This is a genomic window from Desulfitobacterium chlororespirans DSM 11544 (assembly GCF_900143285.1).
Taxonomy (GTDB): Bacteria; Bacillota; Desulfitobacteriia; order Desulfitobacteriales; family Desulfitobacteriaceae; genus Desulfitobacterium; species Desulfitobacterium chlororespirans.
In genome coordinates this window covers 313,220-325,741 of sequence record NZ_FRDN01000008.1, presented here as the reverse complement: position 1 = coordinate 325,741, position 12,522 = coordinate 313,220, and the positions used below count along the sequence as shown (strand labels likewise).

Sequence of the window (12,522 nt, the reverse complement as noted above, 5' to 3'; positions counted from 1 at the left end):
TCGACCTTACACTGACCATTGCCAGTTTAATGAAGGGGCTCATGAAATCCTTTTTATTTTCACAGCCCCTCTTTTAATTCCTGTATTTAACTGTCCAGCGGACTCTCCATGGTCTGATCTGCCTTACCCACAGCTTTGACATTCCCTTCATAGGGGAATTTCCTGTTGGTAATTTTGACAACCCAAATAAAACTGCAGATTGAAATAGCAATGAGCATGGGACCTGCCATAACCCAGGGAGCCAGTTCACCCCAAGGTTCGTTAAGCCCAAAAACTCCCGTAAGCAGCATAAAGTAAGGTTGGATAAACTGTCCCAGCCCTTGCCCGGCAACGAAGAAAGCAATGGCTGCGGTAGCTGCCAGAGCGCTCCCCTGACGGGATACGGCCAGAACCAGACTGGGGTTGTAGGCGCCAAAAGCCCAGCCAAAGATCAAAGCACAGATCATATAGACCGGCAAGGTGACGAAACGGGGCAGGATCACCAGGACGATACCATAAACCAGGATGGTGAAGGGTATGTCAAATCGCTTCAATAGTTTAGTGGTCCAGCCGTAGGTGAAGCTGCCCAGGAAAATTCCCACAGTAAAAAGATTCATAACTAAAGCAATGGTATTGGGAGTCCCCAGTCCTTCGGTCATAATCACGATGGGCATATTGATCATAAACGAAGAGAAGATCATCACATTCAGAGCGGCCAAAACAATGACGAACCAATGGCCCTTTTCCACCTTTGCTTTGGGCTGGCCGGCTTCTTTTGCCGGGTTAAATTCCTCCAGCTCGGAGGGGTCCGGGCATTTCCATAAAATCAATAAGATAAAGGGCAGCGCCACGAGAAAGCCCAAGAAAGCATATTTCCAGTACATCGCCGCCAAAAAGCCGCCCACGGTCTGAAAGATAATCCCGCCAATCGAACCGGCAGCCGTCTTCCAGCCCATCATTTGTTTTTGCTCAGGGCCGTCAAAAAGATCAACAATAAATGAAGAGGCTAAAGCATAAATCATACCATAACCACAGCCAAAAACCACCCGGCAAGCATAGATGAACATCATGCTGTCCGGTCCGATCCCTGGTGCGATTCCACCAAAAAAAATCAAGGCCATGGCAATTTTAAGAATTGTTTTCTTGCGCAGCTTATTGGCCATAGGGATAATGGCCATACAGGCAAAGATCATAACCAAAGTCGGGATGGTCTGAATTTGTTTAATGTCCAGTGAAGTGTACCCAAATTGCTCGAAATGCTTCAAAATAGCACCGGCAGCCGGTGAGGTCAAAGCCTGTAAGTACTGCAGCAGCATGATGGATAACACGGCGGCTTTAACTGCACCGCCATAGTGGGGCTTTTGGCCTGGTTTGGGTTCAGACATTTAACATTCCCCTTTCCTAATCATTTTTTAAGTTTTAGAACAGCTTCATTTACGAATAGCTTCACATTAAATTAAAAAACACTGCCCTCCTTTGCCCTGATTTTTCTAAAGATAATGCTGTCATATCTGCAGAAATAGTGCAGATTGCTTCAACCCTATTGCCTGTCAATGCTTACCCCATGATTAAGAACGCGATAAATTGAGTGAAGGTTTCAACTTGTTCTGGAGTCTTTGCCTTAAATAGTTCTTCCGCCGCCTTTTGGGCCATTTCATAATTGGTCATTTCCACAACCTCCTAAAAAATCAGGATCAGCTATACAGCCCATAATGATGAACAAAGTCATTGACTGCTTTGAAATTTGCCAATTTCCCGTCTGTTTTGGACAGCATGGGGACATCCGGGCCCAGGATAAAGCCCCCATCGACGGCTACCGTATCCAGGACATTTTTTACATGGGCGATGCACTCTTCCGGCGTTTGATAATAAAGCATCCGCGTCGGCATGCCGCCCACGATACACATCATATGTCCCAAGTTTTTCTTGACCAGCTTGAGATCGTCATGTTCAAACAGCCCGGACACCCTGTTCTTCGGCAGCTCCTGGAGATAGTCATGAAGGTGCTCGTAGTTTCCTTCAAATAGATAATAAATTTGATAGCCCCGCTCCGCCAAAGCGTAAGCAAATTTCTTATAAGAGGGCCAGTAAACCGTTTCGAACTCCTTTGGCCTCAAGAAGGTAGGCAGATGCATGGGAATGGTAATCCGTTTATTCTCATCCGGCGGGTTCATGGTTGCCATGGCCAGCAGCCAGTCCATAATAGCCAGTCCGGCATCCCTCACGGCTTCCGGACGGCGTTTAATATCGCCGGAAATCCCCTGGAAATCCCTGAGGAAGTCCAGAATAATATCCACCGGATTATACATGCCCCCCTGCTGGAGTTCCACAAGACCCAGCTCATGTTTCAACATATCGGTAACCGGCTGGGTGGCGCTGCGGCCTGCTAAAAGACTTCTGAGGGCCTCAACAAAGGTTTCATATTTTTCGGCACTGTAGTCTTCAGCCAGCAGCTTAAACCGTCTGGGCATAACCTTTTCGATAAAAAACCGGGCCGGATCAGCGATCAAGTCGTCATACTCACTGGGTTCCATAACATTGATGGAGCCGGGTTTGGTCTGAAAGGAGCCGTCGGGCAAGTATTGAGACGTCCCTCCCCCTAACAGCCGCAGAGTATCCAGTTTGTTCCTGCCGATCACCGGAATCAGAAACCCGTCGAAGTAGACTTCAGAGAAGAAATTGCGGTAGGCCTTTTCCATAACCCCTATATCCTGGTAGGCATCAATGGGCCTGATATCCTGAATCCGATAGACATATTCGGCTGCCATGCTCAAAATCGGCACGCAGTCGGGTTTGCCATTGGCAAAGGCTGTATTAAGTCTGGTCAGGCGCTCTTGATAAAGCTCTTGGGCACGTTCCAATTTTCATCCCTCTTTTCCTTCTACTGAGCTACCCAGCTCTTGCAGATCTTTACCCCTTCAGCCGCATTGATCGTAAAGGCATCGGCGCCAATGTTCCTGCAGGCATCTTCCGTCACCGGATTACCCCCGATAATCACTTTCAGATCCTTGCGCAAGCCGGCTTCCTCAAGGGCAACGACGATGTTCTTCATGGAGTCCAGGGCCAGAGTCAAAACACCGCTCATACCGACAATGGCCGGCTTCACTTCCTTGATTTTGGCCACAAAGGCACCGGCGGACTGATCGATACCCAGGTCATAAACTTCAAAGCCCGCCGCTTCCGCCATCCCTTTAAAGATGTTCTTGCCAATATCGTGCAAATCCCCTTCAACAGTACCGAGGACGATGGAACCGGCTTTAGCCGCATCCCTGGCGCCTAAAACGGGTTTCAGCACCTCCAGGGCATTGGCTAAAATCTCGCCGGAAAAGATCAGATCCCCCACATAATACTCATTCTTCTCAAACAGCTCACCCACCATGGCCATCCCCTGCTGACATGCGTTTACCACCTCCTGAGCCTCTTCTTGGCTGGGATTGGCGGCAACAAAGTCATGCAGCGCATCCATGACCGCATCTTCATCCAAATCACTGATCCACTGGGCTAACTTTCTTAAATCAATCATGAGCTTTCCTCCCTCGTTCCATAGGGTTTCCTTCAACCGGCAGCTGCTTTTACCGGCCCGATTCTTTGCTTCCGATAAGCATTGGCAAAATTGCGGCAGTGCCGGTCTTGCCCCAGCAGGGCTTCAACAGCCAGGAGCGTGGCCATCAGCTCTCTGTTTAAGGGGTCCAGGATGGCTGAGTTCATTCCTGCAAACATGGCTAAAGCCAGGAAGTTCTGATTAATGATCTTTCGGAGAGGCATCCCAAAAGAAATATTGCTCAGACCTGAAGTCACCTTGATATCAGGATAAAGGGCCTTGATCTTCCGGGTCCCTTCCGCAAAATTTAAAAGGGACTGATTGTCCGCCGACAAGGCGATCACCAGGGGGTCCATATGGATTCTGTCCGGGGTTATACCATAAGCCTGTGCTTTTTCCACCAGCTTTTGGGCAATCCTTACCCGGCTCTGAGCATCTTTAGGAATGCCCTCATTATCACATGTTAAGGCCACCGTTTGCCACGGGGTCCCCTGGATCAAGGGAAAAACAACCTCGCATTTATCCCCTTCCAAAGACACGGAGTTGATCAGCCCCGGATGTTTCACATAGTTAAACACCGCTTCAATGGCCTTTGGATTGGGACTGTCCAGGCAAATCGGGGTATCCGTAGCCTTCTGAACACTGTGGATGAGCCATTCCAGGGTTTCCACTTCCTGTTCGGGAGGGGTGCCGGCACAGACATCGATATAATGCGCACCCGCCTCCCCCTGCTTCAGGGCCAGCTCAGAGATAAAGCGTTCATCTTTGGTTGCAATAGCCTCCTTGACGCGGGGAATGGTTCCGTTGATTTTTTCACCGATAATAATCAAATTTCTTTTCTCCTCCTTCCTTAATCCAGCAAACAACCTTTCAGCCGGGGAAACTATAACCCGGAACACGCCGGGCACCGGCAACACGGTAAAGCCCTCACGGGAACTCATCAAGAACCCATCGGGAGCCGGACTCCCGCCGGATTGATGCCGGCGAAAGTCCAGGCTTGCTTATTGCCGGGGGGCAATCAGGGACATTCTTGATTTCCCCTGCATCTTTTTAATCAGCTCTTCCACCGGTCCGTGATACATGCACCAGGCCTGACAATGCTGGACACAGCTGGGCATTTTCCCTGCGGCCACACGCTCCTCACATAGATTGCATTGCTTGGTAATCACCGGCATGTAGACCCATTCCCAGCGATCCTCCCCGATGGGCCAGGGACCAACTTCCGTCAGTTTGATGCCAAATTGATTGGCGGGCAAATTCAATTCTTTCTTACAGGCCACTTCACAGCTATGGCAGCCCGTGCAAAACTCATAATCAATTAAAATACCATAGACTTTCTCATCCTTATCAGCCATGTTTGAACCCTCCCAGCTTGACCACTTGTTCTGTCGGCGAAATCAAATCATTGACTCCTTCTTCGACTTTATAGATTTTGCACAGCATGCTCTTGATCGGTGAACCAATCCCACCTTGCCCGGTTACCTCGGCCCGGGTCAGGTTGTTGGGATTGCTGTCGAATACGCCGAACCAATTTTCCGGACCTTGTTCCGGGAACCACCAGCCGTGCTCCGCGTTAATAACCCGGGGATTGATGCCCGGTGTCAGATAGGCTTTTTGTTTAAAGCGGCCCCGGGGGCTTTCGATCCAGACCCACTCCCCTGCTTTGATGCCATTGGCTGCAGCCACCTCGGGGTGCATGGTCACCAGGGGATCGGGATGGAATTCCCGCATGGTGGGCAGCTGGCGGTGTTCAGAATGGAAGAACTCATAGGAGCGAGCCCCTGTGGTCAGAATCAAGGGATACTCTGCGTAGAGCTCAGGGGTGGTCACCGGTCCTTCCGGGGGCTCGATGTGGAAAGGAAGGGGGTCCAGCTCCCACTGCATATACATCAGAGGGGCCAGCTCCAACTTGCCGGTGGGGGTATTGAAGCCCATCTCACCGTCTTCACGGAGCATGCCTTTTTCATACTTGCGGTAGGCCGCATCCCAATCCCAATACTCCCAGGTCTTCTCACGCAGGTCGCTCCAATTCCCCGGATAATCCCCGTCCATGGTCAGATACCAGTTGAGGAGATCCACATCATTCTCAAAGGGGAAGGCTTCCGGGTTCAGCCTTTTGCCGAATTCCACCACGATTTCCTCGTCCCCTTTGGCTTCATAGTATTGGCAGACTTTGCTCTGGGCCCGCATGGGTGTCCACCAGTTGCGGACACTGTTGCGCTCAGGTCCCATTCCCACCGGCAGAACGATATCGGCCACGGCTACGGCCGTCGGGGTCAGGAAGGGATCGGCTACGAGAATAAACTCCATTTTCTTCATGGCCTCCAGAGCCCGGGGAGCATCCATGGCGGGACAGGCCAGTGAATTGCTGCTTTGCACCCAAAGCATCTTCAGGGGATAAGGTTTGCCCGTTTCCATAGCCCGCAGGATGACATCCGAATCAGCATGGGGAACAATACTGTTCTCGGCAACCCCCTTGGCTGCCCCATTCAGTTTCTTGGCGGCTGCTTCCGGAGGGGTGAACTCGCTGCCGCAATTATAATGACGGTGGGCGTTAAAGGCATGTCTGACCAGCAGCATTCCGCCGGGAACATCGATATTCCCGGTGATGCCGATGAGATCGGCCACCGCTAAAACCAAGGACATACAGGATATCTGCTGTTCAAAAGCCAGACCCCATTGAATCGCCGCCGGTTTGGCCTGGGCGAAGAGGCGGGCGGCCTTTTGGATTTTTTCCGCCGGTAACCCGGTGATTTCCGCAACTTTGGCCACGGGATATTCTTTTACCCTTGCGGCCAGCTCTTCAAAACCATAGGTCCAGTTTTCCACAAAGTCGTGATCATAAAGATCTTCTTCAATAATGATATTGAGCATGCCAATGGCCAGGGCCGCATCGGTTCCCGGACGGATGGGCAGCCAGACTTCCGCTCTGGCCGACCACCAGGTCAGGCGGGGGTCCACGGAGATTATTTTGGTGCCCATCTGCATGCACTGGACCAGCCAATGGCCCAGAAAGCCGTCGGCATTGCTCTTTAAAGGATCGTTGCCCCACACAATCACACATTCGGGGGCCTGCCACTCGGCATTGGCATAACGGTCAGGATGCTGCACCGAAGCATCCACGATCATGAAATCCCCATTGACGGCGGTACTGCCCACGATACGGGGCAGATAGCAGGCGAATCCGGAAAAGAACAAAGTGGAAATATTGGGGGTCTGGATTCCCGCATTAAACAGCATGGGCAGCTGCCAGTTAATATTCCGGCCGGTACCGTGAACCCCTACGATGGATTCCGGCCCAAAATCCTTTTTATAATAATTTACTTTTTCACAAATTATTGCATAGGCCTCATCCCAGGAAATGCGCTGCCATTTGTTTTCACCCCGTTCGCCAACCCGTTTCATGGGGTATTTTAAGCGGTCGGGATGGTCCACCGCTTCCACTAAGTTCAAACATCTCATGCATAACTTGCCATTGTTAAAGGGATTGAGAGGGTCTCCCTCCACTTTTTCCAGTTTACCGTCTTTGGTATACAACAATACTCCGCAGGAATTGTGGCAGCCCGGCGCTGTATACTGGTGGGAGCGGGTTACAGTGTACTCTCCCTCTTCCCATTGCCACTCACCCTCATGGTAAAGTTCACGGTTTATACCGGATAAGTACTCTTTGTAATCAGCCATGGAACGCTTCTCCTTTTTTATAATTTTTTCAAAAAGCAAAAAAACTATTATTGTGAGCTGTCTTCTGCTTTTTCTTCCGTTTTGACTGCGGATAAATCAGCTTTGCATTTGACACAATTTTTAACGACACTGGGATTCAGTGCGCCACAGTCAGGGCATTTTTTGGGTTTTCCCGCACTTGGGGGCCGAAAGCACATGATTACACACCTCCATCGCTAAGCATGACAACAAGTAATGCAAAAACCGTACCAATATAATAAAAAAAGAGATGAGCCTCAACTCACCCTTTTTACAGCCTTTTTATTAAGATGTCCCTATAGGAAGTAAATTTTTAAAAGTTTCATTATAAAAAGATCTTTTACAGGAACGGCGATATTTTTCATAATTGTTATACGCACCCTTTATAATCCCCCTTCCAGGTCCAGATGCGTGAAGGACCATCGAGCACTTCCCAACCCGCTTCCTTATACAGCCATCGGATCTCTGTCACTGAACGTCCCTGGGTATTCTCACAATCCTGGTGGGTATCTTTATTGGCATTATCCCTCTCTGATTCAGGAGATCCTGAATCAGAGGCTTCTACCGTCCCAGTATCCTCTTTATCGCCTCACTTGTTTTATCAACATCACTGACCGTAATCCCCCAATGAGTAACTAACCTGCACGTTGTTTGATCTACGGTTTTAATTTTTATACCCTGCTTTTCTAATTCAGCGGTCAGAAGCACCGCATCTTTTCCTGCATTTTTAAGACTGATTTGAACAATATTGGTCAAGGTCTTTTCCACATTGACCAGGCTCTCGTCTACTTCTGCAAGTTTAAAAGCCAAGCGCTTGGCATGGATATGATCTTCTTCAATCCTATCAATCATGGTTTGCAGTGCGACAACTCCTGCTGCAGCCATATAACCAGCCTTTGTCACTCCACCGCCAATTCTCTGCCGAACTCTCCGTGCTTGGGCAATGAAATCCTTTGTTCCCAGAAGAATAGCACCTACAGGAGCGCTCAATCCTTTGCAAAGAGAAAATTGCAGGACATCAATGCCTCGGCATAGAAACTCAGGCTCAATTTTTAAGGCCGTTGCTGCATTGAATATTCGGGCTCCATCCAAATAAACCAGCACATCATGGTCATGTGCCAGCATCGAGATCTCCGACATATATTCTTGGGATAGCGGGAGGCCAAGATTTAAATCATAGGTATTTTCCAGACACAGCACCCTTGTAATCGGTGATTGAAGCCCACCCTTTCGAACAGCCCGTTGAACATCAGACAAACTGAACTCTCCGTTTGAACTTCGAAGAGGTCTGGCCTGAACTCCGGAAAGAGCCGCTAGCCCTCCTGTTTCCATATTAAAAATATGGGACTCTTCACCCACTAAAACCTCGTCTCCAGGCTGTGTAGAGGTCATAATGGCGATTTGGTTGGCCATTGTCGCTGAAATAACAAATAACCCTGCTTCTTTGCCAAACATTTGAGCGCTCATAGCTTCCAACTGTTTAACTGTGGGATCTTCGCCCGCAAAGTCATCTCCGACTTCAGCATTGGCCATCGCCTGACGCATCTCAAATGTTGCTAATGTCACCGCATCGCTTCTATAATCAATAATTGATCTCATTATACCTCCAGAATTCCCTCACTATAGACCGAAAAACGCCTATCCATCTTTATCCTTGGGGAAGCTTTTAAACTATAAACTTCCCATTCCTTTCGTTCGGATTAAGCTGCTCTAAGGCAATTGTACTGACAATCTTTATGCATAGTCAACCCTCTTTGCTGAATAGGAGACTATGACTTAAGAAGCAACAACGTGTCCTTAATTCGTCCCACACATGAATGGAAGGGCTGAATTAAGATGGTCATGCTGCCCATTCATGGTTATACTGATCTAAAAAAAGCGCCGGCAAGGTTGTAAAACCTGCCGGCTCCCTACTTTCGCTCAAAAGCGGTTACCTTCTGAGTCATTAAACAGATTTAAAAGCAGAGCACAGCTGCTAACTACACAGTGCGGCCAACATCATTTCCGGCCCGGATGGCCAAAGCAATGTTAAATGGCTCGTTGCAGTCGCCGATTGCATAAGTCTCTCTCACGGATATCCCGTCCAGCAAAGACTTGTTCGGCAGCAGATCGGCTGCGTTGATGATCGAGTCCGCGGCAATGACGGTTTCGAACCCGCCATTCGTGGCAACGGTAATCTGTCCGTCTCCGATTTCCTTGATCGTGGACTCAGGATAGACTTTTACCCCCAGAGAATAGAGGGCGGTGGTCATAAAGCGCATGGCGTGCTGAGACTGCTGTTTGTCCAGATCTTCGTTCTTATTCGGAGTCACAATGGTGACCTTCTTTTTGTGCACGGTGAGCCACAAAGCCGCATCGAAGGCCTGGGCGTTGGAGCCGAAGACCACGACGTTTTTACCGGTGCCGTTGCCCATGAATTTGATAAGGTCAAGGATCGGCACGTTGCCGCCGCTTGCCCCCACCTTGCCAGGCAAAGAGCCCACGGCAAGGATTACGGCGTCCGGAGCAGTGCTGTTTATCAGTGCCGCATCCACTTCCTTGTTCAAAACGACGGTCACGCCGTTCAGCTCCTGCTGCCTGATCAGATAGGCCTTAAGGTCGTCCAGATTTTCGTGAGGCCCTTTGACCATGCGGGCAAAGGAGAGGTTGCCGCCCAGAGAACTGCTCTTTTCATAGAGTGTGACCTTGTGACCACGGGCGGCGGCGATGCGGGCGGCTTCCATCCCGGCAGGACCGCCGCCGATGACCATGACCTTCTTCGCTGCCGCAGCCGGTTGAAGTTCATAGGTCTTGGGGCCTTTATCGGTCATGACCCGCTGGGTCAGTGCGTTAACACGGCAATAACCCATGGCCCGGTTCATCTCGTTGGAGCCGATGTGGCAATGCAGGCAACGGGTGCAGGGAGCGATTTCATCTCTGCGTCCCTCTTTCAGCTTCTTGACATAGTCGGAGTCCACGGTCAGCGGGCGGTTCATGATATAGAAATCGAGTTTGCCGTCGGCCAGAGCCTTCTCGAAGTAATCCGGGGCATGGGCCGGGTCCATATAGGTGACGGTGCCGCAAGGGATGCTGAGGGCCTTTTTATACCGGGCGACAATGTCGATCAGCATCCCGGCACCGCTATGGTTGCCGATCAGCTGGCCTTGCCAGTGCCTAGAGAAATCCCACTGGGTACCGTAACCGGTCGCACCCTCAATCCCATTTAGGATAAAGTAAAGATCGCTGCCGAATTGGCAAGGGTGGTTGCCCAGAGGGCCTAAGCGAAGATGCATGGAATCGCAGCCGGCGGCCTCGAACAGCTTGGCCATACCGATACCTTCTTCAATGGTGGTTACTTTATTGTGAGGAGCGGTCACCGCATTGTCTAAGGTCATCAGGGTGGCGTTGTTGGTCAGATTATCGTTTTCTTCAATGCAATCGATCAGGATTTGTACGACAAAGTCGCTGCCGCAGGCTTTTTTGATTTTCTGGATACATTCGGTCACAAAGCGGGCGCGATTTTCCAGGCTGCCGGCACCGTATTCATCCGTGCGGTTGTTGTGGAAGCGGGAAAGAAACTGCTCGCCCAGGTTAAATCCGGCAGCGTTGATCTCCAGGGCGGCAAAGCCCATTTGCTGCATCGCCTGAGCAAGGGCCACGCCATGAGCTTGTGCCTCGGCAATGTCCTTGGCTGTCATGGATCCAACCGGTGTTCTTGGAAACTGCGCCCACTGATAACCCAGTTTGGCACCGTATTTGCCGCACTCCTTGACGAGCTTCCGGCCAAATTCCACCGTTGCCATAGGGATGGGGCTGCCATCGGCAGGCGGCTCAAACGCGGCAATGTCTTCGACCCAGATCAGCTCGACGCCACCCTTGGCAAAGTTGACATAGTACTGAAGCAGTTCATCGGTAAACCCGGCCAGATAAGCGGCTGATCCGGCGGCAGATTTAACCATGCGGTGGTTGAGATTGAGCGAGCCGATCTTCAGGGGTGAAAACAGTGTCTTGAAGTCAGTGGTATTTTGGCGGTAGTCGTAATCCTGAGGATTGAGATAAGCCGCCGCGATCAGTTCTCCTGCGGCTGCGACGCCGGCAGCACTTCCTTGGTCGGGGCTGGGATCACTGGTTGCCGGTGCGGCGGGCGCGCACCCGGCAAGCCCCCCTCCGGTGGCGGCAACCAGACCGGCTGCCCCCACACCGGTCAAAAATTCACGTCTTGATATACCCATAACTCTATCTCCTTTCAAATAAATGTTTTTAAATATAAACCATTGCGATTAATAATCTTTCCCACTATATAAACCGCCCACTTGGCTCTCAGTGTCTAGAATGAGATTATGATAGGCGGCGCTTTCACAATCAGTATAAACTCTGTACTAACTACAGAGTCAAGCGCTCATAAAGAAAACCGTCCTGGATATCTGCAAAATTCAGCCGGCAGCTTCGATCCCTGTTAAAGCTGCCGGCTGTTTGGTTTTTATTATTGACTTTTCTCTGCTATTGGCAGCCAGACTTCAAAGTAGCGGATAACCTCCGTGGCGGAGCACTCCTCATTGATAATCCAGCCGATAACATCTCCATTGAGCACCATGTCATGCTTCCCCATATAATCAAGAACCTCAGTAAAAACATGGGGAGTCAGGAACTCACAAGCCAGTATGGTATAGATACTCTTTTGGGAAGGAATCTTCTGAACTCCAGGAGCGTTTAAATGGGTGAATATCTCTTTATATCGGGTACTGATCGCGTATCCATAATGGACTAAGCTTCCCAAGGGCAGTTCATCTTTAGGGACATGGAGGGCCAAACAAATAAACGGAAGTTGTTTCAACCAGTTGTGGGTCAGCTCTACTTGCTCTTCTTCAGTGTAAAACGTGTCATTGACCTGATTGTAAAAGAGAAGAACTTCGGGGCTATCCGCAATGCGGAATTTATCTTCAATGGTCTCCACTTGCTCATAGGAGTGCTTCAGCTCCTCCAGCCGGATTCGCAGAGCCTGATAATAATTGATTTTATTGTCGATCAACTCAATTTGGGAATTAATACTGTCTTTAACCTCAGCGTGAGACAGTGAATTGACCATCTGCAGGGATTCGTCCATGGGAAACTCCATACCGCGATAGGATTTATAGGCGACGAGCTTATTCAAATCCAGAGTATCATAATAGCGGTAATTATTCCCTTCGTTTTTACACGGGGTGATCAGTCCTTTTTTCTCAAAATATCGCAGGGTTTCGGCGGGTATGCCAAGAATACGCTGAACATCTCCAATCTTGTATTTCATAATTCTGTCCTCCACTGAAGATAGATGTATAAATCAA

The 12,522-nt window shown here is 49.9% G+C and carries 9 protein-coding genes; all 9 read right to left on the bottom strand.

Features of this window, described 5'->3' with window-relative positions:
* Positions 1 to 86 precede the first annotated feature (86 nt).
* Positions 87 to 1,364 (bottom strand): MFS transporter, encoded by a 1,278-nt coding sequence (locus BUA14_RS14105; RefSeq protein ID WP_072773174.1) that lies wholly within the window; start codon positions 1,362 to 1,364, stop codon positions 87 to 89.
* Positions 1,365 to 1,673: 309 nt separating this feature from the next.
* A complete protein-coding gene (locus BUA14_RS14100; RefSeq protein WP_072773173.1) occupies positions 1,674 to 2,840 on the bottom strand; it encodes a uroporphyrinogen decarboxylase family protein in 1,167 nt (388 codons plus the stop codon).
* Positions 2,841 to 2,860: 20 nt separating this feature from the next.
* A complete protein-coding gene (locus BUA14_RS14095; RefSeq protein WP_072773172.1) occupies positions 2,861 to 3,502 on the bottom strand; it encodes a cobalamin B12-binding domain-containing protein in 642 nt (213 codons plus the stop codon).
* 32 nt (positions 3,503 to 3,534) lie between these two features.
* The gene (locus BUA14_RS14090) at positions 3,535 to 4,350 is read right to left on the bottom strand and encodes a methyltetrahydrofolate cobalamin methyltransferase (RefSeq protein WP_072773216.1); all 816 of its coding nucleotides are present in this window, start codon (positions 4,348 to 4,350) and stop codon (positions 3,535 to 3,537) included.
* Between the two features lie 171 nt (positions 4,351 to 4,521).
* Positions 4,522 to 4,875 carry a 4Fe-4S dicluster domain-containing protein gene (locus BUA14_RS14085; RefSeq protein WP_072773171.1) on the bottom strand — a complete coding sequence of 118 codons (354 nt, stop codon included), beginning with the start codon at positions 4,873 to 4,875 and terminating at the stop codon, positions 4,522 to 4,524.
* A complete protein-coding gene (locus BUA14_RS14080; protein ID WP_072773170.1) occupies positions 4,868 to 7,201 on the bottom strand; it encodes a molybdopterin-dependent oxidoreductase in 2,334 nt (777 codons plus the stop codon). The genes BUA14_RS14085 and BUA14_RS14080 overlap by 8 nt, the downstream gene beginning before the upstream one ends.
* Positions 7,202 to 7,780: 579 nt before the next feature.
* Complete coding sequence (locus BUA14_RS14075; protein WP_072773169.1) at positions 7,781 to 8,818, bottom strand: threonine aldolase family protein; 1,038 nt, start codon at positions 8,816 to 8,818, stop codon at positions 7,781 to 7,783.
* Between the two features lie 380 nt (positions 8,819 to 9,198).
* Entirely contained in the window at positions 9,199 to 11,430 is a 2,232-nt protein-coding gene (locus BUA14_RS14070) for an oxidoreductase (RefSeq protein WP_072773168.1), read from the bottom strand.
* Between the two features lie 251 nt (positions 11,431 to 11,681).
* Complete coding sequence (locus BUA14_RS14065) at positions 11,682 to 12,485, bottom strand: MerR family transcriptional regulator (RefSeq protein ID WP_072773167.1); 804 nt, start codon at positions 12,483 to 12,485, stop codon at positions 11,682 to 11,684.
* Positions 12,486 to 12,522: the final 37 nt, after the last annotated feature.

What these genes read in the sequence shown, in the direction of transcription:
- BUA14_RS14075 (WP_072773169.1), bottom strand. Translation starts at nt 8,818, where the DNA reads ATGAGATCAATTATTGATTATAGAAGCGATGCGGTGACATTAGCAACA.
- BUA14_RS14095 (WP_072773172.1), bottom strand. Translation starts at nt 3,502, where the DNA reads ATGATTGATTTAAGAAAGTTAGCCCAGTGGATCAGTGATTTGGATGAA.
- BUA14_RS14105 (WP_072773174.1), bottom strand. Translation starts at nt 1,364, where the DNA reads ATGTCTGAACCCAAACCAGGCCAAAAGCCCCACTATGGCGGTGCAGTT.
- BUA14_RS14065 (WP_072773167.1), bottom strand. Translation starts at nt 12,485, where the DNA reads ATGAAATACAAGATTGGAGATGTTCAGCGTATTCTTGGCATACCCGCC.
- BUA14_RS14070 (WP_072773168.1), bottom strand. Translation starts at nt 11,430, where the DNA reads ATGGGTATATCAAGACGTGAATTTTTGACCGGTGTGGGGGCAGCCGGT.
- BUA14_RS14080 (WP_072773170.1), bottom strand. Translation starts at nt 7,201, where the DNA reads ATGGCTGATTACAAAGAGTACTTATCCGGTATAAACCGTGAACTTTAC.
- BUA14_RS14085 (WP_072773171.1), bottom strand. Translation starts at nt 4,875, where the DNA reads ATGGCTGATAAGGATGAGAAAGTCTATGGTATTTTAATTGATTATGAG.